At 54.5% G+C, this 19,626-nt stretch carries 17 protein-coding genes and 2 tRNA genes; 14 read left to right on the forward strand and 5 right to left on the reverse strand.

Annotated features, from left to right (window positions below; all coding sequences use genetic code 11):
- The 10 genes from CSA35_03740 to CSA35_03785 all read left to right on the forward strand — a co-directional run.
- The coding region (locus CSA35_03740; GenBank protein ID PIE54742.1) for a thiol reductase thioredoxin at nucleotides 1-99 on the forward strand (99 nt) is incomplete at its 5' end.
- A 248-nt stretch (nucleotides 100-347) separates the two neighbouring features.
- Nucleotides 348-1,634 carry a beta-aspartyl-peptidase gene (locus CSA35_03745; protein PIE54743.1) on the forward strand — a complete coding sequence of 429 codons (1,287 nt, stop codon included), beginning with the start codon at nucleotides 348-350 and terminating at the stop codon, nucleotides 1,632-1,634.
- 32 nt (nucleotides 1,635-1,666) lie between these two features.
- Nucleotides 1,667-2,983: a glycine reductase complex selenoprotein B gene (grdB, locus tag CSA35_03750; GenBank protein ID PIE54744.1), complete on the forward strand. Its 1,317-nt coding sequence runs from the start codon at nucleotides 1,667-1,669 to the stop codon at nucleotides 2,981-2,983.
- Between the two features lie 303 nt (nucleotides 2,984-3,286).
- Nucleotides 3,287-4,645: a sodium:alanine symporter family protein gene (locus CSA35_03755; GenBank protein ID PIE54745.1), complete on the forward strand. Its 1,359-nt coding sequence runs from the start codon at nucleotides 3,287-3,289 to the stop codon at nucleotides 4,643-4,645.
- A 164-nt stretch (nucleotides 4,646-4,809) separates the two neighbouring features.
- Complete coding sequence (gcvT, locus tag CSA35_03760) at nucleotides 4,810-5,904, forward strand: glycine cleavage system protein T (GenBank protein PIE54873.1); 1,095 nt, start codon at nucleotides 4,810-4,812, stop codon at nucleotides 5,902-5,904.
- Nucleotides 5,905-5,919: 15 nt separating this feature from the next.
- Nucleotides 5,920-6,306: a glycine cleavage system protein H gene (gcvH, locus tag CSA35_03765; GenBank protein ID PIE54746.1), complete on the forward strand. Its 387-nt coding sequence runs from the start codon at nucleotides 5,920-5,922 to the stop codon at nucleotides 6,304-6,306.
- A 114-nt stretch (nucleotides 6,307-6,420) separates the two neighbouring features.
- Entirely contained in the window at nucleotides 6,421-7,761 is a 1,341-nt protein-coding gene (locus CSA35_03770) for an aminomethyl-transferring glycine dehydrogenase (protein PIE54747.1), read from the forward strand.
- A 1-nt stretch (nucleotide 7,762) separates the two neighbouring features.
- A complete protein-coding gene (locus CSA35_03775) occupies nucleotides 7,763-9,229 on the forward strand; it encodes a glycine dehydrogenase (aminomethyl-transferring) (protein ID PIE54748.1) in 1,467 nt (488 codons plus the stop codon).
- An 8-nt stretch (nucleotides 9,230-9,237) separates the two neighbouring features.
- Complete coding sequence (locus tag CSA35_03780; protein PIE54874.1) at nucleotides 9,238-10,596, forward strand: acetoin dehydrogenase; 1,359 nt, start codon at nucleotides 9,238-9,240, stop codon at nucleotides 10,594-10,596.
- Between the two features lie 55 nt (nucleotides 10,597-10,651).
- Nucleotides 10,652-10,831, forward strand: a complete 180-nt coding sequence (locus CSA35_03785; protein PIE54749.1) for a hypothetical protein — start codon at nucleotides 10,652-10,654, stop codon at nucleotides 10,829-10,831.
- A 116-nt stretch (nucleotides 10,832-10,947) separates the two neighbouring features.
- On the opposite strand, the gene CSA35_03790 is transcribed toward CSA35_03785, so the two are convergent.
- Nucleotides 10,948-11,023 (reverse strand) — tRNA-Glu (locus CSA35_03790).
- Between the two features lie 268 nt (nucleotides 11,024-11,291).
- Between CSA35_03790 and CSA35_03795 the strand changes: the two genes are divergently transcribed.
- Complete coding sequence (locus CSA35_03795) at nucleotides 11,292-11,567, forward strand: DNA-binding protein (GenBank protein PIE54750.1); 276 nt, start codon at nucleotides 11,292-11,294, stop codon at nucleotides 11,565-11,567.
- A gap of 72 nt (nucleotides 11,568-11,639) precedes the next feature.
- Here the strand turns inward: CSA35_03795 and rsmA are convergent, their stop codons facing one another.
- From rsmA to nifJ, 3 genes are all read right to left on the reverse strand, one after another.
- Nucleotides 11,640-12,431, reverse strand: a complete 792-nt coding sequence (gene rsmA / locus CSA35_03800) for a ribosomal RNA small subunit methyltransferase A (GenBank protein PIE54751.1) — start codon at nucleotides 12,429-12,431, stop codon at nucleotides 11,640-11,642.
- Nucleotides 12,432-12,492: 61 nt separating this feature from the next.
- Nucleotides 12,493-12,570, reverse strand: a tRNA-Pro gene (locus CSA35_03805).
- Between the two features lie 83 nt (nucleotides 12,571-12,653).
- Complete coding sequence (gene nifJ / locus CSA35_03810) at nucleotides 12,654-16,205, reverse strand: pyruvate:ferredoxin (flavodoxin) oxidoreductase (protein ID PIE54752.1); 3,552 nt, start codon at nucleotides 16,203-16,205, stop codon at nucleotides 12,654-12,656.
- A gap of 263 nt (nucleotides 16,206-16,468) precedes the next feature.
- On the opposite strand from nifJ, the gene trmB reads away from it, so the two are divergent.
- The 3 genes from trmB to CSA35_03825 are packed head-to-tail and all read left to right on the forward strand — an operon-like array spanning nucleotide 16,469 to nucleotide 18,401.
- A complete protein-coding gene (gene trmB, locus CSA35_03815) occupies nucleotides 16,469-17,395 on the forward strand; it encodes a tRNA (guanosine(46)-N7)-methyltransferase TrmB (protein PIE54875.1) in 927 nt (308 codons plus the stop codon).
- Nucleotides 17,392-17,907 carry a DNA methyltransferase gene (locus CSA35_03820; protein ID PIE54753.1) on the forward strand — a complete coding sequence of 172 codons (516 nt, stop codon included), beginning with the start codon at nucleotides 17,392-17,394 and terminating at the stop codon, nucleotides 17,905-17,907. The genes trmB and CSA35_03820 overlap by 4 nt, the downstream gene beginning before the upstream one ends.
- Nucleotides 17,904-18,401, forward strand: a complete 498-nt coding sequence (locus CSA35_03825; protein PIE54754.1) for a pantetheine-phosphate adenylyltransferase — start codon at nucleotides 17,904-17,906, stop codon at nucleotides 18,399-18,401. The genes CSA35_03820 and CSA35_03825 overlap by 4 nt, the downstream gene beginning before the upstream one ends.
- Here CSA35_03825 and CSA35_03830 read toward each other — a convergent pair.
- On the reverse strand, nucleotides 18,316-19,605 hold the full coding sequence (locus CSA35_03830; protein ID PIE54755.1) for a nucleotidyltransferase: 1,290 nt from the start codon (nucleotides 19,603-19,605) through the stop codon (nucleotides 18,316-18,318). The genes CSA35_03825 and CSA35_03830 overlap by 86 nt on opposite strands.
- Between the last annotated feature and the right edge of the window lie 21 nt (nucleotides 19,606-19,626).

Consider the following 19,626-nt stretch of genomic DNA (forward strand, 5'->3'; position numbering starts at 1 on the left):
GCGTTCCTCTTCTATAAGGGGGGCGAGCAGGCTGCCCGTCTGAACGGTGGCGAGTGTACTGTTGAGGCGATTCGAGAGAAAGCGGAGGCCCTTCTGTAACTTGATGTTCTGTTACTGCAAGACGTACGATGCTTGTCGTACGACGACACGATGAGAGCCGATCTGCGTACTGGTTGCCTCTATCAGGGCTCCTGCTGTGAGTTTCGAGGACTTTCTCGTTTTCAGGCATATCGGGATGCTCGTGCTGTCGTAAGGTGATAATGTCGATAGACAACTCTGTTGTCGATGTTTTTGGTACGCCGTCCCATCCGTCGGGACGAGCGAAACAGTATAAGGGGGGAGTCGCTTTGAAACTTGAACTCCATAAGGTGCAGGTGCGTAAACTGACTTTCGGATCTGAGACCTCCGTTAAGGACGGAGTCCTCAGTATCAACAAACAGGAACTGATCGAACTTCTTTCCGAAGATGATCGTCTTGCCGGAGTTGATCTGGATCTGGCTCATCCCGGCGAAGAGGTCCGTATTCTGCCGGTGAAAGATGCCATTGAGCCCCGGTGTAAGCTGGACGATGGCAACGAGGTGTTCCCCGGATGGATCGGTGATGTCGATCCCGTCGGTGAGGGCAAGACTCTTGTCCTGGAGGGCGCTGTTGTCTTGACCACTGGTCGCTTGGTTGCCCCTCAGGAGGGGATTGTCGACATGACTGGTCCTGGGGCCGAGTACACGCCGTTTTCCAAGACCAACAACCTGGTGGTGGTCCTGACCCCTGCCGACGGCGTTGAGCTTCATTCCAGAGAGGCTGCATGTCGTCAGGCCGGCCTCAAGGCAGCCCACTATCTGGCGAGCTGCTGTAAGGCTGCTTCTGCCGATCACGTCGAAACGTACGACTTCCCGCCTCTTGCCGAGGCCATGAAAGCCCATCCTGGTCTTCCCAAGGTGGCATACGTCTACATGCTTCAGTCTCAGGGGCTGCTTCACGATACCTGGGTGTACGGTGTGGATGCCAAGAAGATCCTGCCGTCCCTCATCAGTCCGACTGAGACCATGGATGGAGCTATTATCTCGGGGAACTGTGTTTCAGCCTGTGATAAGAATAATACCTACGTTCATCAGAACAACCCCATAATCAAGCATCTCTATGCCCACCATGGCAAGGAGTTCAACTTTGTCGGCGTTATCATAACCAACGAGAACGTGACCTTGGCCGACAAGAAACGAAGCTCCTCCTACGCGATCAAGTTAGCCTCAATGCTGGGTGTTGACGCCGTCATCATCTCTGAAGAGGGCTTCGGCAACCCCGATGCAGACTTGGTGATGAATTGTTGGAAGGCTGAACGAGCTGGCATCAAGACCGTTCTGGTGACCGACGAGTACGCTGGACGAGACGGCGCCAGCCAGTCTCTGGCCGACTCTTGCCCCGAGGGCGACGCCTGTGTCACCGCCGGTAACGCTAACGAGCTGGTCCTGTTGCCTCCGATGAAGAAGATCATCGGCGAGTTGCCGACAGCCGACATCATCGCCGGCGGGTTCTTTGGAACTCTGAAGGACGACGGCAGCCTTGAGGTTGAAATTCAGGCCATCTTGGGCGCTACCAACGAGCTTGGCTTCAACACCATCGGCGCCTACACCGTTTAGGTCGTCAGGACCGAAGTAGAGGAGGAGCGTACATGAGCTATCGTGTTGTTCATTACATCAACCAGTTTTTTGCCGGTATCGGCGGCGAGGAGAAGGCTGATATCAAACCGGAAATACGGGAAGGCGTCGTTGGCCCCGGGATGGGGCTCAATGCGGCCTTTAATGGGGAAGCTGAGATCGTTGCTACCGTGATCTGCGGTGATAACTACTTTGCTGACAATATAGAGGACGCTTCAGCTTTCGTCGTTGAGGCGGTCAAAAAACATAAGGCCGATGCTTTTGTTGCCGGTCCCGGATTCAACGCCGGTCGGTATGGCACTGCCTGTGGTGCCGTCTGCACGGCAGTAGGCGAGGCCCTGGGGCTCCCCACGGTGACGGCTCTCTACCCCGAGAACCCTGGAGCTGAGATGTACAAGAAAGGCACCTACATCGTTGAGGCTGCTGACAGTGCCAGGGGTATGAGCAAGGCCGTTCCGGCCATGGCTGCTTTACTGCTCAAGCAGCTCAAGGGAGAGTCCATTGGAAGCCCTGAGGAAGAGGGCTACATCGAGAGAGGCGTTCGGATCAACTGTTTCTACGAAAAGATCGGTGCTGAGCGGGCTGTTGACATGCTCATCAAGAAGATCAAAGGTGAATCTTTCAAGACAGAGTACAAGATGCCCGTCTTCGACCGGGTTGATCCCCGGCCTGCTGTGAAGGACATGAGCAAAGCCAAGGTTGCCCTCGTCACCTCTGGTGGCATTGTTCCCTTTGGCAATCCAGATCACATCGCTGCGTCCAGCGCCCAGAATTTCGGTGAATACGACATCGACGGTGTTATGGACCTGAAGGAAGGTGAGTACCAGACGGCTCATGGTGGATACGATCAGACATACGCCAACCAGGATGCTGATCGGGTTCTCCCCGTTGATGTCTTGCGTGACCTGGAGAAAGAAGGCCGGATCGGCAAACTCCATAATCTCTTCTATGCCACTGTGGGCAACGGTACCGCTGTGGCTAACGCCAAAAAGTTCGGGCAGGAGATCGCTCAACGACTCAAGAGAGACGGTGTGGATGCCGTTATTCTGACGTCCACCTGAGGCACTTGTACGCGTTGCGGTGCAACGTTGGTAAAAGCTATTGAGGACGGTGCAGATGTGCCGGTGGTTCATATGGCCACCATCGTTCCTATCTCTCTGAGTGTCGGAGCCAATCGTATTATTCCTACGGTCGCCATTCCTTATCCCCTAGGCAATCCTGCAGAGACTCCCGATAAGGAGAAGGAACTTCGTCGCCGCTTGGTGGATAAGGCACTGAAGGCTCTGGAGACCGATGTCACTGAACAGACCGTCTTCAAGGACGAGGACTAAATTTTAAGGATCTTTGCTGCAGGATCTTAAAAAATCAAGGGACACCGAAAGGTGTCCCTTGATTTTTTAACCCATGGTCCTGTGGGTTTTGTCTGAGAAGAGAGAAAAGGCAAGCAATAAAGACTTTGGGCAAAGTCACTTCTGTAGTTTTGTTTGTGTACCCGTCTAGGGTATAATATACAGAAGCCTTGTTAAAAAAATCATATAGCTTGCTCTTGCGAGACCACATAAAGATGATGGTGGGGCAGCAAATATAGCCTAAAGGTTTTTATGTATTTTTAATAAGGATTGGAGGTATTCGTAATGGATCAGCTACTACAGATAATTCAGGATATTAACAGCATTCTCTGGGGAAAACTTCTTGTTGTCCTGCTTTGTGGTACCGGTCTGTACTACACGTTTCGCCTTCGTTTTGTTCAGGTTCGTAAATTCGGTGCTGTCATCCGCCAGACTTTTGGTGGTTTGACCCTGAAGGGCGAGGCTGCTGGTAAAGAGGGTATGAGTTCTTTCCAGTCTCTGGCGACAGCCATTGCTGCTCAGGTGGGAACGGGGAACTTGGCGGGGGCTGCTACGGCTATCGCTTCTGGAGGACCTGGAGCCATTTTCTGGATGTGGTTGGCGGCCTTTTTCGGCATGGGGACGATCTTCGCCGAGGCCGTGCTTGCTCAGACATACAAGGTTCGTGACGAACACGGTCAGGTGACCGGTGGTCCGGCGTACTACATCCGAGACGGATTTGGAAGCAAGATCTTAGCCGGTTTCTTTGCGGTGACCATCATCCTGGCCCTGGGTTTTATCGGCAACATGGTTCAGTCCAACTCCATCGCCGACGCTTTTAAAACTGCCTTTAATATCCCCACGCTATACGTCGGTATCGGACTGGCGATCCTTGCCGGCATGATTTTCTTCGGCGGGATCCGCAGGATCGCTTCCTTTACCGAGAAGGTCGTTCCACTTATGGCGCTTATGTATCTCCTGGGAGGACTGTACATCCTGATCACCCAGGCGTCTCACCTCATACCGGCCATCAAGATGATTTTCGTAGGGGCCTTTGATCCCAGGGCGGCCACTGGAGGGCTTATCGGGGTCGGCGTGAAAGAGGCTGTTCGCTACGGTGTTTCCAGAGGTCTGTTCTCAAACGAGGCTGGTATGGGTTCCACGCCCCACGCCCACGCTGTGGCCAAGGTCAAGCATCCTGCCCAACAGGGGCTCGTTGCCATCATGGGTGTGTTTATCGACACCTTTATCGTCCTCAACATGACGGCTCTGGTCATCTTCGCAACGGGGGCCATTGATGGGCAGACGACGGGTATCGCTCTGACGCAAAAGGCTTTTGTGACCGGATTGGGCTCTTTCGGTAATCCGTTTATCGCCATCTGCCTTCTGTTCTTTGCCTTCTCGACGATCATCGGGTGGTATTTCTTCGGTGAGGCCAACATCAAGTATCTCTTTGGGCTTAAGGGCCTATTCCCCTATCGACTTCTGGTCATGGGCTTCATCGTTCTAGGTGCCACTCAGAAGGTCGGTCTGGTCTGGGAATTGGCCGATATGTTCAACGGCCTCATGGTTCTTCCGAACCTCATTGCTCTTATAGGTTTGGCCAAGGTTGTGAGCAAGGCTTTGGACGAGTATGAGGCTGACGGAACTCTCAAGGCAAAATAAAAGGCAAGCGTGCCGTTACGTTGGTTTGATTGGTTTGAACGGAAGGTTCGCGAAGTTCGGCTACTTCCGTCCAAGCTTTTTGTAAAGCACTGATGTTGATGGGAACCCCAGGGGGTTCGCAGGATGTGCCGTCCATGATGGCCAAAGATTACGGAGGTGAGGTTATGCACACACCCATGTACGAGGAGCATGTGGCACTCGGTGGTACCATCGTTGATTTCGGCGGATGGGATCTTCCGGTCCAATACCCCGCCGGTATCAAGGAGGAACATCAGACGGTCCGGACCAAGGCGGGATTATTTGATGTCTCTCATATGGGGGAGTTCTGGGTGACTGGTCCTGATGCTCTGAAATTTGTCCAGAATCTGGTGACCAACGATGTGTCGACCATGGTGGATGGGCAGGTTCAGTACAATCTGATGTGCTACCCTGATGGTGGGGTCGTGGACGACCTTTTGGTATATCGTGCATCCGAGGACCGTATTCTCCTGGTCGTCAACGCCTCCAACGTGGACAAAGATTTCGCCTGGGTTAAGGATCATGTCGTTGGTGATGTGCAGCTTGAGAATGCTTCTATGAAGACTGCGGAGGTCGCTTTCCAGGGCCCCTTGGCCGAGACTATTTTGCAGAGACTCACCGATACCGATCTCTCCTCGATCCCTTTTTTCTTTTTCAAGGAAAACGTCACTGTCGCTGGAGTTCCTGCTTTGGTTTCTCGAACCGGCTACACCGGTGAGGACGGTTTTGAGGTCTATGTGGACTGGGATAAGGGCCCCGTGGTCTGGCGTGCTATCCTGGAGGCGGGGAAGGACGATGGCGTTTTACCCATTGGACTTGGCGCCAGGGATAGCCTCCGCTTCGAAGCAGGCTTGCCCCTGTACGGACACGAGATTGACAAGGATATTACTCCTCTTGAGGCTGGGTTGGGCTTCTTCGTCAAGCTTGATGTCGACGACTTTATCGGGGCGGAGCCCCTGCGGGCTATGAAGGCCCAAGGCTTGCCCCGTGTGACCCTGGCCCTTAAGATGGTGGATAAGGGGGTTCCTCGTCATGGGTACTCCGTGTTCTCCAATGGTGAGGAAGTTGGTCGGGTGACTACTGGTGGCTATTCGCCGACCTTGGAGGAAAATATCGCCACGGTCTTGATTAAGCAAGGAGTTGCCCAGGTTGGTGGTCACCTCGATATTATGGTTCGAGGCAAGGCTAAAAAAGCCGTAGTCGTTAAAAAGCCTTACTATAAGAAAAACTACAAAAAATAAGAGGAGGACGTTGCTATGGCTGAGATCAAGGACGGGCTGAGATACACCAAGGAGCACGAGTGGATTAAGGTCGAGGGAGGTAAGGGACGGGTTGGAATCTCGGATTACGCCCAGCATGCGATGGGCGATATCGTTTTTGTCGAGCTTCCCGAAGTGGGACAGGATGTCTCTGCTGGCGGTGACCTTTGCGTTGTCGAGTCGGTCAAGGGTGCCAACGACGTATACTCTCCGGCTTCCGGTAAAGTCGTTGAGATCAACGAAGCCCTGGATGATTCTCCCGAGGCCATCAACGAGGACCCCTATGGGAGCTGGATTGCCGTGGTTGAGCTTTCAAATGCCTCCGAGGTCGATGCTCTCATGGACCCCGCTGCGTACAAGGCTTTCTGCGATAGCCAGGACTAAAAAAGCTGTGACCATCTACCAAAGGCCCCTATGTCAGGGGCCTTTGGTGTACCGACGAGGAAATGTTTATTCCCATCGTCTGAACATATGAACATAATTCAGGAGGTTATCTGAATGAGGTATATACCCAACACCGACGAGCAGCGGGCAGAGATGCTGAAGATCATTGGTGTCTCTTCGGTAGACGATCTGTTTGCCGATCTTCCGGCTAGCGCGAGGTTTGACAGAGATCTGAATCTCCCTGAGCCTCTCTCCGAGATGGAGCTGATGGCCCATCTTCATAAGCTAGCCGGGCGCAACGTGGATGCCTGTACAGCCCCGTGTTTTCTCGGGGCTGGCGTGTACGATCACTTTATCCCATTGGCGGTGGATCACCTGATCTCTCGGGAGGAGTTCACCACCAGCTACACGCCGTATCAGCCTGAGATCAGTCAGGGGACGCTTCAGGCTATTTTCGAATTTCAGACCATGGTGGCCGAGCTGACTGGCATGGATGTTGCCAATGCCTCCATGTACGATGGTGCCTCTGCCATAGCTGAGGCCGCTTTCATGGCCAGTGTCTCCACCAAGAGGCAGACCATCTTGGTGGCTCGTTCAGTCCATCCTCACTGCAGGGCGGTTCTTAAAACATACGCGAGCCTTCGGGGGTTGTCCATAAAGGAAATTGGCTATGGCGATGGAACTCTGGATATGGATGACTTGAAGTCCAACCTGGGAGACGGTGTCGCTGCAGTTGTGGTGCAGTCCCCCAACTTTTTTGGGTCTCTTGAAGACTTGAAGGCCATCGGCGAGGCTGCTCACGAGGCCAAGGCTCTCTTTGTTGTCTCCACCGATCTGCTGGCCTTATCAATCCTGGAAGCCCCCGGGCGTTTGGGAGCCGATGTCGTTGTAGGCGATGGGCAAAGCATGGGCTCCAGCATGAACTTTGGTGGCCCTCATTTTGGCTTTTTCGCAGCCACCCAGAAACTGGTTCGGAAAATTCCCGGCAGGATCGTGGGACAGACCGTTGATCGTCAGGGTAAGCGCTGTTATGTGTTGACCCTCCAGGCTCGGGAACAACATATTAGAAGAGAGAAAGCCTCATCCAACATCTGCACTAACCACAGCCTGAACGCTTTGGCTGCGACTATCCACATGTCTCTCATGGGACGAGAAGGACTTAAAGAGGCGGCTACCCAGAGCTTGCTCAAGGCCGCTTACACTCGGGATCAGCTGACTGTAGGTGGAGCTTTTGAACCCCGGTTCTCGGGGCCTTTCTTCAGGGAGTTTGCCGTCACCGCAAAGAAGGAGTCCCCGGAGACGATCAACAATCGGCTTTTAGAGAATGGAATTCTGGGGGGGTATGACCTCTCGAAGGATTATCCTGAGCTCGAATCGACGTGGTTGGTTGCCGTTACCGAGAAACGGACCCGATCGGAGATCGACCGTTTTGCGTCTATAGCGAGGGGGAAGTAGTATGTTAAATAAAGTTGACCTCATGTTTGAAAAAAGTCAACCAGGTCGGAGAGGTGTTGCCTTACCTGCTTGTGACGTACCTGGCGATCCTGAAAAACTCTTGCCTCAGGGCTATGGCCGTACTCAAGATGCCATGATTCCTGAGATGACCGAGGTCGATGTGGTCCGTCATTTCACCAACCTGTCTCAGCTCAACTTCGGTGTGGATGAGGGCTTCTATCCTCTGGGTTCCTGTACCATGAAGTATAACCCCAAGATCAACGAAAACGCCGCTCGACTGTGTGGTTTTTCCAACGTTCATCCTTTCCAGCCCGAGGCTACCTGTCAAGGAGCTCTGAAGCTTATGTACGATCTGTCGGTCATGTTGACCGAGATCACCGGTATGGTGGGGATGACTCTTCAGCCCTCAGCTGGAGCTCATGGTGAGCTTACGGGTATATTCCTCATCAAGGCCTACCACAGGAAAAACGGCGATGAGGGGACTAGAACTAAGATGATCGTTCCCGATTCGGCTCACGGGACCAATCCTGCCACGGCGTCGATGGCGGGATACGATGTGGTTGAGGTGGCCTCTAACGACCGAGGGAATGTCGATCTGGAGGCCCTTCGTGCTGTTGTTGGCCCTGATACGGCTGGGCTCATGCTCACGAACCCGAACACCCTGGGGCTTTTTGAGAAGGATATCCTGGAGATCGCCGGGATCGTTCACGACGCCGGTGGCCTTCTGTATTACGACGGTGCCAATGCCAACGCTATTTTGGGACAAATCCGTCCGGGGGACATGGGGTTTGACGTGCTCCACCTGAACCTCCACAAGACCTTCAGTACACCTCACGGTGGTGGTGGCCCCGGCTCGGGGCCTGTGGGTGTCAGCGAGAAGCTTCTGCCTTTCCTTCCGACCCCGTTGATCGTGGAAAGGGACGGAAGCTATACGTTAGACGATGACCGCCCTGACAGTATTGGCAAGGTGCGCTCTTTCTTCGGGAACTTTGGAGTCCTCGTTCGGGCGTACGCCTACATCCGAACCATGGGCCCCAAAGGCTTGAGAGCCGTATCCGAGAACGCTGTGCTCAACGCCAATTACCTGATGAAACGGCTTAGCGAGCGTTTCGATATACCTTTATCCAATGTCATATGCAAGCACGAGTTCGTTATCTCCGGCGAGAAGCAGCATAAAGCCCATGGCGTTTCGACCCTGGATATGGCCAAGAGGCTCATGGACCATGGCTTCCATCCCCCGACGGTCTACTTCCCTCTTATCGTCCACGAAGCCATGATGGTGGAACCCACCGAGACCGAGGGTAAGGAGATGCTGGATCGGTTTGTGAGCGCCATGTTCGAGATCGCCGACGAGGCCGAAAAAACTCCTGAGATCTTCCACGATGCGCCGTATACGACCATCGTCTCCAGACTGGACGAGACCCAGGCTGCCAGGCACCCCGTCCTGCGGTGGACTCCTGAGAAGTAGGGCTGATGATCTATGATCTGATGGTTCTGGGCGGCGGGCCCGGTGGCTGCAGAGCCGCCGAGCTCGCCGCCAGAGCCGGTATGAAAACGGTTCTGGTCGAAAAAGATTGCCTAGGAGGTACCTGCCTCAATCGTGGGTGCATTCCCACCAAAGCCTATTACGCTGACGCTGTCTCAAAACTCGGGCCGGTCGAGGCGATGTGGGCTAAGAAAGAAGCGGTGGTGAAAAAGCTCAAAAAAGGCATCGAGACATTGATGGATCGAGAAGGCGTCACCGTTCTTCAAGGTGAGGCGTCCATCGCAGATGTTCGAGGTGACGAAAAACGTCTTCTCGTGACGACCGACGGTCGGGAGGAAATCGTCGGTGCTCGTCGATTGCTTATCGCCACGGGGGCTGTATCTCGTCTATTGGATTTTCCCGGAGCTGACTTGGACGGCATCATCGGTGGCGACTGGGCCGTGACCGATCAGGGGCTCTGGGACTCATCCATGTCTGACAAGGTCACCTCGGTGGCCGTTATGGGGGCAGGTGTTATCGCTGTCGAGTTTGCCGGGATCCTCAAAGACCTTGGCAAGGACGTCACCATGCTCAAGCACTCGGACCAGATCCTTCGTCGGTGCGACGAGGACGTCAAGAAAAAAGTCAAACAGATTGTCAAGAAGAAAAAAATAGCTACGGTAGACTACATGTGCATTCAGGAGGTCGTTCGCGAGGACGGGCGTCTCTGTGTTCGGGGCACGGCTCAGGATCAGGAGATCTCCCTGGTGTGCGATCGTCTCATCCTCGCGGCCAGTATGGTCCCGGTTCTCTCGGGCTACGGCCTTGAGGACAGCGGTATTGCCTTCACCGATAAAGGTATCACCGTGGACAAGCACATGAGAACTTCTGTCGAAGGGGTCTACGCTGTTGGGGACTGTACCGGAGGTATGATGCTTGCCCATCTGGCAGAATACCAGGCTCTCTCCGCTGTCGAGGATATGCTTGGTCGAGACATGGTTGTGGAGCCTGATAATGTTCCCTCCTGTATTTTCTTTGACCCCGAGATCGCTTACGTGGGACGTACCGAACAGGAGGCCCGGGACGAGGGGATTGATATCGCTGTTGGTCGGGTGTTCTTCGCCGCCAACGGGATGGCCTTGGCTATGGGGCATTCCGATGGCTTCGTGAAGGTCATTTCCGAGAGAGTATCGGGAAAGATCCTCGGTGTCCATATCATCGGGCCCGAGGCCTCTGCCCTCATTTCTGAGGCAGCCTTGGCTGTGAACCGTGGCCTCACGGTGCGAGAGGTGGCCTACACGGTGCATCCTCATCCCACCTTGAGCGAGTGTTTCAAGGACGCCCTCTTCCGAATCCTTGACGAAAAATAATTCATGCATATAGGCAGGATGGCCGAAAAGAAAAAAGAACGAACCTGAGGAGGTGATGCCTATGGATATGAGTATGATTGGGGGTATCTCAGCCATGAAACACGCCGAGACGATGACCAAGGTCGGTCTGGCAGTCCAGAAAAAAACCATGGATCTGATGGAGATGCAGGGCCAGATGCTCCAGGAGATGATGGCCTCCATGGGGGTCGGTCAGAATCTGGATGTTCAGGCCTGACGACCAAGTCCCTGAGACGTAAGGAGAGCGGTGGATCGGTTTGTGATCGGATCCACCGCTCTCTCGTCACATGAAGAAAGGCCGAAGAGTTTGTCCTCGGTCTTTGTTTTTTGAGTTGGCAGTCCCTAGGGGATTCGAACCCCTGTTACCGGGCTGAGAACCCGGCGTCCTAGGCCACTAGACGAAGGGACCTTCTTGGAATAAAAGGCATTGTATCCGAAGAGAACCCCTTTGACAAGGGGGATTTTTCTTGAAATCAGCCGTGAAATTTGTCTCAGAGAAGGAACTTTCTCCTTCGTATCGAGAATAAATTTTCTTCTTCAAGAAAAAAGAGAGCTCTTCCATGATCAAAAAAGCTCTGGAGACTTGACCAGTGCTGGATGAGCTGATAAAACTGTTTCAGGCGTGTGGTGAATTCCACGCAGCATTTTTATCCAATCTTTTGAGGAGGTAGTCTGTCGTGACCAAGACCGAACTTATCGAAGCAGTGGCCAAATCCGCAGAGCTGAGCAAAAAGGCAGCGGGTGAGGCGGTATCGGCCGTCGTAGAGGCTGTCGAGGAAGCCTTGGTTAGGGGGGAAAAAGTTCAGCTTGTGGGATTCGGTACCTTCGAGGTCCGGGAAAGGGCCGCGAGGACTGGCCGAAATCCTCAGAATCCTGATAAGACCATCCAGATTCCCGCGAAGAAAGTCCCGGTTTTTCGTCCTGGGAAGGCTTTGAAGGATCGGGTAAACTGACGGTATTGAGATTCGTATGAAGACTCAAAGAGGGAAGGCAAAAGGACGAGGAGTCCGTGCCTTCCCTCTCGTTTATTGTATGGCTCGCCGAAGGGCGAGCCATTGATCGCTTGTGAGATCCTCTGCTCGAGCGGAGGGGGAGATCCCTGCCTGTTCAAAAGCGCTCAGGAGTTCGTTTTTCTCGTACCCCAAGACCGTCAGGTTATTGGTCAGTTTTTTCCGTCTCTGGGCAAATCCTCCGCGAAGGATACGTCTCCAGATTGAGTCCTGGGCCAGCTCTCTCTGATCATCAATCCAAATCTCCACCAAAGCCGAGTGGACCCTGGGGATCGGGCGAAAGGAACCAGGAGAGACCTTCATGTATACCTTAGCTTGTCCCATGGCTTCGATTGCGATGCCCAGAGGATATCGGTCCTTGGTTCCCTCATGGGCCACGAGACGATCGGCAGCCTCCTTTTGTACCATGAGAATGAGGTACTGCAATCCGAGAGGGGCCAGTTTCTCCAGGAGTGCCCATAAAAGAGGTGTGGTGACGTGGTAGGGGATATTCGCCACTACCTTGTTGGGACATGGGGTCAAGGTCTCGTATGGGAAGGTGACTCCGTCACCCCAGTGGAGGGAGAAACGAGGCCCCTCACAGTCCCGGAGGTACGACTCTAGCCGGCGATCGATCTCAACCGAGTGGAGATGGGAACACGGAGACTCCAGTATCGCTCGACTCAGAACGCCCTGACCGGGGCCGATCTCCAGCACCACGTCGTTGGAATTCAAGTTTGCCCGAACGATGATTTGCCGGACGATCTCCCGGTTGATCAGGAAGTTCTGCCCCAGATTGGTGTTCGGTGTAAACGTACGTTGATGTATAGTGCTTCACCTGCCTATGGACAAAAAAACGGGAAGCCAAAAGGCTTCCCGTTGAACACTCTGGTCGGGACGAGAGGATTTGAACCTCCGACCACCTGAACCCCATTCAGGTACGCTAGCCAGGCTGCGCTACGTCCCGTCCGTAACAAGGAGCATTATACATGAGGCTATGTTGGTGGTCAACACCCCAAAACATGAGCGCAATCAGGGATTTTATACAGCTCAGACCTTGTACCCATCAGAGAGTTTCTTGTACGTCTCGTATCGCTGTTTGGCTGAGATCTCTGCTGCTTCGAAGAGCTCCTCAGCCTCCTTCGGGAAGGTTTTCATCAGGGACGAGTAGCGGACCTCGCTGAGGATGAACTCCCGGAAGGAGCTTTTGGGTGCCTTTGAGTCAAGTTTAAAGGGGTTCTTCCCTTCCTCGACAGTCGGATTGTACCGGAACAGGTGCCAGTATCCGGACTCCACGGCCCTCTTTTCCTGATTCTGGCTTCGCCCCATGCCCTCCTTTAAACCGTGGTTGATGCAGGGGGCGTAGGCGATAATCAGGGACGGTCCATTATAGGCCTCTGCCTCGGTAACGGCTTTCATGAGCTGGTTCTTATCGGCTCCCATGGCAACCTGGGCTACGTAAACGTAGCCGTACGTCATAGCCATCCGGCCCAGATCTTTCTTTGCGACTTTTTTCCCAGAGGCTGCGAACTTGGCTACCGCTGCTATGGGGGTGGATTTGGATGACTGACCGCCGGTGTTGGAATAGACCTCCGTGTCGAAGACCATGACGTTGATGTTCTCGCCGGAGGCCAACACGTGGTCCAGACCGCCGTAGCCGATGTCGTAGGCCCAACCATCTCCGCCGAAGATCCACACTGATTTTTTAACCAGGTAGTCCTCTCTCTCGGCAATCTCGTTCAACAGGGAGTTGGCCTGATCTGATCCGAGGTCCCTGTCAAGGATGCTTTGAACTCCCTTGGCTGCTGCTTTGGAGGCCTGGCCGTCCTCGTGATTGTCCAGCCATAAGGTGAGCACTTCTTTTACGTCGTCGTCTATATCCATCTCAACCAGGTTTCGGACGGTATTCTCCAGTCCCTTGACGGTGTTCTTCACCGAGAGGGCCATGCCGTAACCGTACTCGGCGTTGTCCTCAAAGAGGGAGTTGGCCCATGCAGGTCCTTGTCCCTTGGTGTTGGTAGAATAGGGCATGCTGGGGGCCGAACCACCCCAGATGGAGGAGCACCCCGTAGCGTTGGCGATGATCATTCTGTCGCCATAGAGCTGAGTGATAAGCTTGGCGTAGGGTGTCTCGCCGCAGCCGGCACAGGCTCCCGAGAACTCCAGGAACGGTTGGGCAAACTGACTTCCCTTGACGGTGTTCACGTTGACCAGGTCTGACTTGTCCGTGGCCGTGACGCCGAACTCCCAGTTTTCGGCCTGAGGATCGATCTGAGTATCCAGAGGCTTCATCTCCAGGGCCTTGACTGGGCAGATATCGGCACAGTTGCCACACCCGAGGCAGTCCAGAGGGCTGACCTGCATGCGAAATGCCAGTCCCGCCAACTCCTTGCCTTTGGCGTCCATGGTCGCAAAGGTCTCGGGGGCCTCGCTTCTCTCGGCTTCGTCCAGAAGTACCGGCCTGATTGAGGCGTGGGGGCAGACCATGGCGCACTGGTTGCACTGGATGCACTTGTCCATGATCCACTCTGGTACGCTCACCGCCACTCCTCGTTTTTCGTAAGCCGACGTACCGCTGGGGAAATGCCCATCCTCTCGTCCCAGAAAGGCGCTGACCGGAAGGTCCTCGCCCTTTTGGGCGTTGATGGGGCGACAGACATCTTGGATGAACTGAGGAACGTTTTCCCTGCATTTAGGAGAGGCATCGCAGGAGATCAGCAGGGGAGATTCGAGATCGGCCCAGGCCTCGGGGACGTCGATCTTGATCAGGCCTCCGGCTCCCCTGTCCACAGCCTTGTCGTTCATGGCCACGATTTTTTCGCCCTTTTTTCCGTAGGTCTTTTCGTTTGCCTCTTTCATGAACCGGACGGCGTCCTCAAATGGGATGACCTTGGCTAGCTTGAAGAAGGCCGACATCATGATCATGTTGGTTCGGTTGCCCAAGCCGATCTCGACTCCCAGGTCCACGCCGTTGATGACGTAGAAGTCTATCTTTTTTCTGGCCAGGTATTTTTTGAGATCCACCGGGAGTTTTTCCTCCAGGGTAGCCATATCGGTCCACTGGGTGTTGAGCAAGAACGTGCCATTTTCCTTGAGTCCTGCTGTGACGTCGTAGAGATAGACGTACTCCTGCTTGTGACAGGCGATGAAGTCCGCCTCCTTGATGAGGTACGTTGACTTGATGGGAGTCTTGCCGAAACGAAGATGGGAGACCGTTACTCCACCCGACTTCTTCGAGTCGTAGGAGAAGTACCCCTGAGCGTACATATCCGTATTGTCTCCGATGATCTTGATGGCGTTCTTGTTGGCACCCACCGTCCCGTCGGATCCCAAGCCCCAGAACTTGCATCGGATGGTCCCCTCTGGAGCGGCGTCGATCTCTTCTTTGAGCTCCAGGGAGAGCCTGGTCACGTCGTCCACGATGCCGATGGTGAAGTTGTTTTTGGGCTCGTAGAGCTTGAGGTTGTCGAAAACCGTTTTGATCCAGCTTGGAGTGGTGTCGTTGGAGCCCAAACCGTACCGACCGCCGACGATGATGGGACGCTCTGCACGGTTGTTGAACAGGGCGCAGACGTCCTCATAAAGAGGTTCTCCCAGAGCTCCGGGCTCCTTGGTGCGGTCCAGCACGGCCAAGCGCTGCACAGTAGCTGGGAGGACATTGAAGAAATGCCGAGCTGAGAAGGGGCGATAGAGATGGACCTTCAGGACGCCCACTTTTTCGCCCTTGGCCATGAGATAATCCACCGTTTCCTCGCTGGCCTCCGTGGCTGAGCCCATGACGACGACGACCCGGTCAGCTTCGGGATGGCCGTAGTAGACGAAAGGAGCGTAGTTCCGACCGGTGAGCTTGGAGATCTCCTCCATATATTCCTCAACGATGTCTGGAATATCCAGGTAGAAGCTGTTGCCTGCCTCCTTGGCCTGGAAGTAGATATCGGGGTTCTGGGCTGTCCCCTTGTGGTAGGGGTGTTCGGGGTTCAGAGCCCGTTCCTTGAAGTTTCGAACGGCCTCCCAGTCCACCAACTGAGCCAGATCGTCGTAGTCCAGGACCTCGATTTTCTGGATCTCGTGAGAGGTTCTGAATCCGTCGAAGAAATTGAGAAAGGGAATGCTAGACCGAATGGCTGACAGGTGTGCTACCGCCGTCAGGTCCATGGTCTCCTGAACACTTCCCGATGCCAGCATGGCAAAGCCTGTGGCACGGCAGGCCGTCACGTCACTGTGATCGCCGAAAATAGACAGGGCGTGTCCCGCAACCGCTCTGGCGCTGACGTCGAAAACGCCGGGCAGGAGCTCTCCTGCGATCTTGTACATGTTGGGCAGCATGAGCAGAAGCCCCTGTGATGCCGTAAAGGTGCTTGTCAGAGATCCTGCGGACAGAGAACCGTGAACCGCTCCGGCAGCCCCCCCCTCGGACTGCATCTCGGCCAGCTCGACGACCTTGCCAAAGATATTTTTGCGACCGTGAGCCGCCCACTCATCCACGTACTCCGCCATAGGAGACGACGGCGTAATCGGATAGATAGCCGCTACCTCGGTGAATGCGTAGGATACATGGGCAGCCGCCATATTCCCGTCCATTGTTTTCCATTGTTTAGCCATAAAAATAACCCCCTCTTGAGGTACTGATAAAAACATGAGACTCTATGTATACCCCATACAGCACATAATAACATCTGAGATCATAAAAGCAAAGAGTTCTGTGAGATCATTAACCATAAAAAGTGCGTCTGGTTAATGACCTCACACAGAGTACGAAGAGAGGCTACTTGCGTAGGTAATCACCGAATGAGGTATAATGCGATCTGTTTCGGACGATAAGGATAGTGTTGTATTCGTTTCCTTTTTTTGTGGAGGGTGTTATGCTGAGACGAGAGGATGTCCTTTTGAACCCGGCGATTTCCGGAGCTCCTGTGGGCGAACCCGATGGTCGGCGTCGGATTGCTGAGATAGGATTTGGCAACGGGGAATTCCTGGTTCACTTGGCCCAGATGGAGCCACGATCAATTTTTTATGGGCTGGAGATATCCATGACCTGCGTGGAGAAGTCTCTGAAGCGAGTGATTCGAGAGGAACTTGACAACGTCCGGCTCCTCTTCGGGGATGCTCGTTTCCTTCTTAGAGAGAGTTTTGCCGATGATTGGCTCGATCGGGTATATATGAGTTTTCCCTGTCCGTGGCCCAAGGAACGTCACGCCAGACGCCGGGTGACAGCACCGGGCTTTGCCGATACGGTCGCTTCGGTGCTCAGGATGGGGTGCCGTTTTGAACTGGCCACCGACGAGGCATGGTACGCCAGGGAGGTGGCTCAGGTATTGGGAGATCACGTGGCCCTGAACCTCTCCTCCTTTGACGTGAACCGTAGGCGTCCGGTGACTACCAAGTACGAGAGAAAATGGTTGGCCGAGGGCAAGGATATTTTTATCCTGGAGTTCGAGAAATGCTCGACGTGCAGCGTCGAACGGATCGTATCAGGAAGGAGCGACGAGATGCACGTAACGGTGGACAGAGAGAATTTAGATTTGACGGCTCTGGCTGCTCGTGAGCTTGGAATCTCAGGCGGAGAGGGGGGCGTTCGCTGGGCGTTTGGAAACGTCTACAGCGATGGTGAGAGGACATGGTTGGTCCGGGCCGTCACGTCCGACGACGGCTATCAGCAGCAGATGTACCTCCGAGTGCTTCTAAGGGAGCAAGGGGCTTTGGTCAAGGTCGATGGCGTGTGTGTTCCCTACCTCACGCCAGCTGTCCGGCAGGCGGTTCATGACCTGGCCGGTCGTCTCGTCAAGGGATGAGGGGCATTCGTCCCACCACGGGATTAGTCCTTCAGGCTCTGTTTAATATTCTGGGGGATATGCAGGGGCGCTCTTTCCTTGATCTGTTCGCCGGTACGGGGCGTGTCGCTTTTGAGGCATGCCGTCTGGGGGCATCTCCGGTGATCTCAGTGGAACTCCTTCGTGGTCGGTCCAAAGCCATCTGGGCCGCCAAACGATTCGACGGCCACACCCATCTGTCCATGGATGTCCGCAAGGGGCTCTCTTGGGTGGCCCGGCGGCAAATGGCCTTTGATGTGATATTCGCTGACCCTCCTTACGGCGATGGCTGGGGACGTCGGTTGCCCGAGGTTATCCTGGCTCGGAGGTCTGTCCTCGTTCCCGAGGGGACTGTCGTGATCGAGCATAGCGTGGACGAGCCTCTCATGGCTTCAGCGCCGTGGCGAGTTCTTCAGGAACGTGTTTATGGCCGAAGCGCCCTGGCCTTTCTGGCTCTTGAGGATAGATCTGTCACCGAGGAGGGAACGATGTGAAAAAATCCATCAAGGCGGTATACCCAGGCTCCTTCGACCCCATAACCAACGGCCATATCTACATTGCCGAGCGGGCTGCCGGCCTGTTCGACGAACTGACCGTCTCGGTGCTCCTGAATCCTCAGAAACAGGCGACCTTCAGTGTTGACGAACGAAAAACCATGGCAGCTGAGGCTCTGTCCCATCTTCCCAACGTCTCTATCGACTCGTTCTCGGGGCTCTTAGTGGACTTTCTCCGTCAGGAACGAAGCCGGATTATAATACGAGGGCTTCGGGCGCTCTCCGATTTTGAGTACGAGTTTCAACTGGCCCAGATGAACCGTCAGCTTGCCCCAGAGATAGAGACCCTCTTCATCGTTACCGACGCACAGTACTCCTATCTCTCCAGTCACGCTGTCAAGGAGATATTCAGCTTTGGAGGGGCGGTCCAGGACATGGTTCCTCCCGGGGCCTATCGTCGTCTGCGGGAACGATTTCCCCGGTATCCTTCTTGAGGGGGTATATCATGAGAGGGGGCCTTCGGCGATCCCGTCCGATCTCCCCTCCGGAGATCAAAAGCTCCCAAAGATCACAGGCCCGTTGCTCCAAATTCCACATGGCCTGGCCATAGGGGTTTCCCCGGAGATCTCGCCCGCGGGTCACCACGGGGAGTCTTGCTGATTTCCCCATCTCGTCCAGGAGCTTTCGGCCTCGTCCAGTAGCCCCCAGAGGCTTGATGTAGGCTGGTCCAAGGCGTTGGATGTTACGGTTTGTGTCGTGTTGTATACCAAGAAAAAAATGGATCATGTTTCGTTGAAGGCGCCCTCGTGGGTATCGTCCAGTGACACAACGATTCATAAAGTCGTTCCAGCTTGATGACATGACAGCTTCCCTGAGGAATCGGTGCTCAATGCCCTCGCCGAACTCAGCGTATGTCCTGAGCTCCTGAGGGTTTGACCTCATAAGGAGAACTCGGAGAGCCTCCCAGAGTCTTTTAAAATCCAGACAACAGCGACCTCGACCGAGCTCTCGATCTACGATCGCGGCAGGTCCTTTCGGAAGGGCAGGTCGCCAGTTGTCGTTCTTCCGAAGCGCTTCCCGGATCGCTGTGGCACTGGGAAACGTCTCGCCCAGGGTTGTCTGATGATAGCTACATCCACTTCTGAGGATTGGGGAAGGTGTCATAGTGTATCCCCTGCTGGCGATCCGGGACATATAGGCTACGGCGAGGCTGTTGTTCGGTCTTGAGAGGACATCCCCCGCTCCGGGTATGACAGACTCGGCGGCCTGAGCCCTGGCATTTACGTAGGAAAACCCTCTGTCCAAAAGAGCTCGGAGACGATCCTTGAAAGGCTGAGGTTCCTCCACTACAATAGCTATGATGTTCTCTAGGTTGGCCGGAAACGTTTCCATTCCGAAGGACAGGTGTCCAACCACTCCGGTGCTCTCCAGAATATCCACAGCCCCGGCGGCGAAGACCCCGGCGTTGTGGCAGGAGAAGACGCTGGGGAGCTCCAGAACCAAATCTGCTCCAGAGAGAAGGGCCATCTCGGTTCGGCTTCCCTTGTCAAGACATGCTGGTTCGCCTCGCTGGACGAAACACGACGACAGGGCCACTATCACAGGAGCTCCTGATTCGGTCGCTTTTTTCAGATGGTAGAGGTGCCCCCGATGAAACGGGTTGTATTCGGCGACGATTCCGATCGCCTTTCTCATCATATGAACCCCCTTGTGTATCTC

This window comes from Dethiosulfovibrio peptidovorans, assembly GCA_002748665.1.
GTDB classification, from domain to species: Bacteria; Synergistota; Synergistia; order Synergistales; family Dethiosulfovibrionaceae; genus Dethiosulfovibrio; species Dethiosulfovibrio peptidovorans_A.

Excerpts from the sequence above, each read along its gene's own strand:
- gcvH (PIE54746.1), top strand. The coding sequence starts at position 5,920 with ATGGCTGAGATCAAGGACGGGCTGAGATACACCAAGGAGCACGAGTGG.
- nifJ (PIE54752.1), bottom strand. The coding sequence starts at position 16,205 with ATGGCTAAACAATGGAAAACAATGGACGGGAATATGGCGGCTGCCCAT.
- CSA35_03770 (PIE54747.1), top strand. The coding sequence starts at position 6,421 with ATGAGGTATATACCCAACACCGACGAGCAGCGGGCAGAGATGCTGAAG.
- CSA35_03785 (PIE54749.1), top strand. The coding sequence starts at position 10,652 with ATGCCTATGGATATGAGTATGATTGGGGGTATCTCAGCCATGAAACAC.
- CSA35_03775 (PIE54748.1), top strand. The coding sequence starts at position 7,763 with ATGTTAAATAAAGTTGACCTCATGTTTGAAAAAAGTCAACCAGGTCGG.
- CSA35_03755 (PIE54745.1), top strand. The coding sequence starts at position 3,287 with ATGGATCAGCTACTACAGATAATTCAGGATATTAACAGCATTCTCTGG.
- gcvT (PIE54873.1), top strand. The coding sequence starts at position 4,810 with ATGCACACACCCATGTACGAGGAGCATGTGGCACTCGGTGGTACCATC.
- CSA35_03820 (PIE54753.1), top strand. The coding sequence starts at position 17,392 with ATGAGGGGCATTCGTCCCACCACGGGATTAGTCCTTCAGGCTCTGTTT.
- CSA35_03830 (PIE54755.1), bottom strand. The coding sequence starts at position 19,605 with ATGATGAGAAAGGCGATCGGAATCGTCGCCGAATACAACCCGTTTCAT.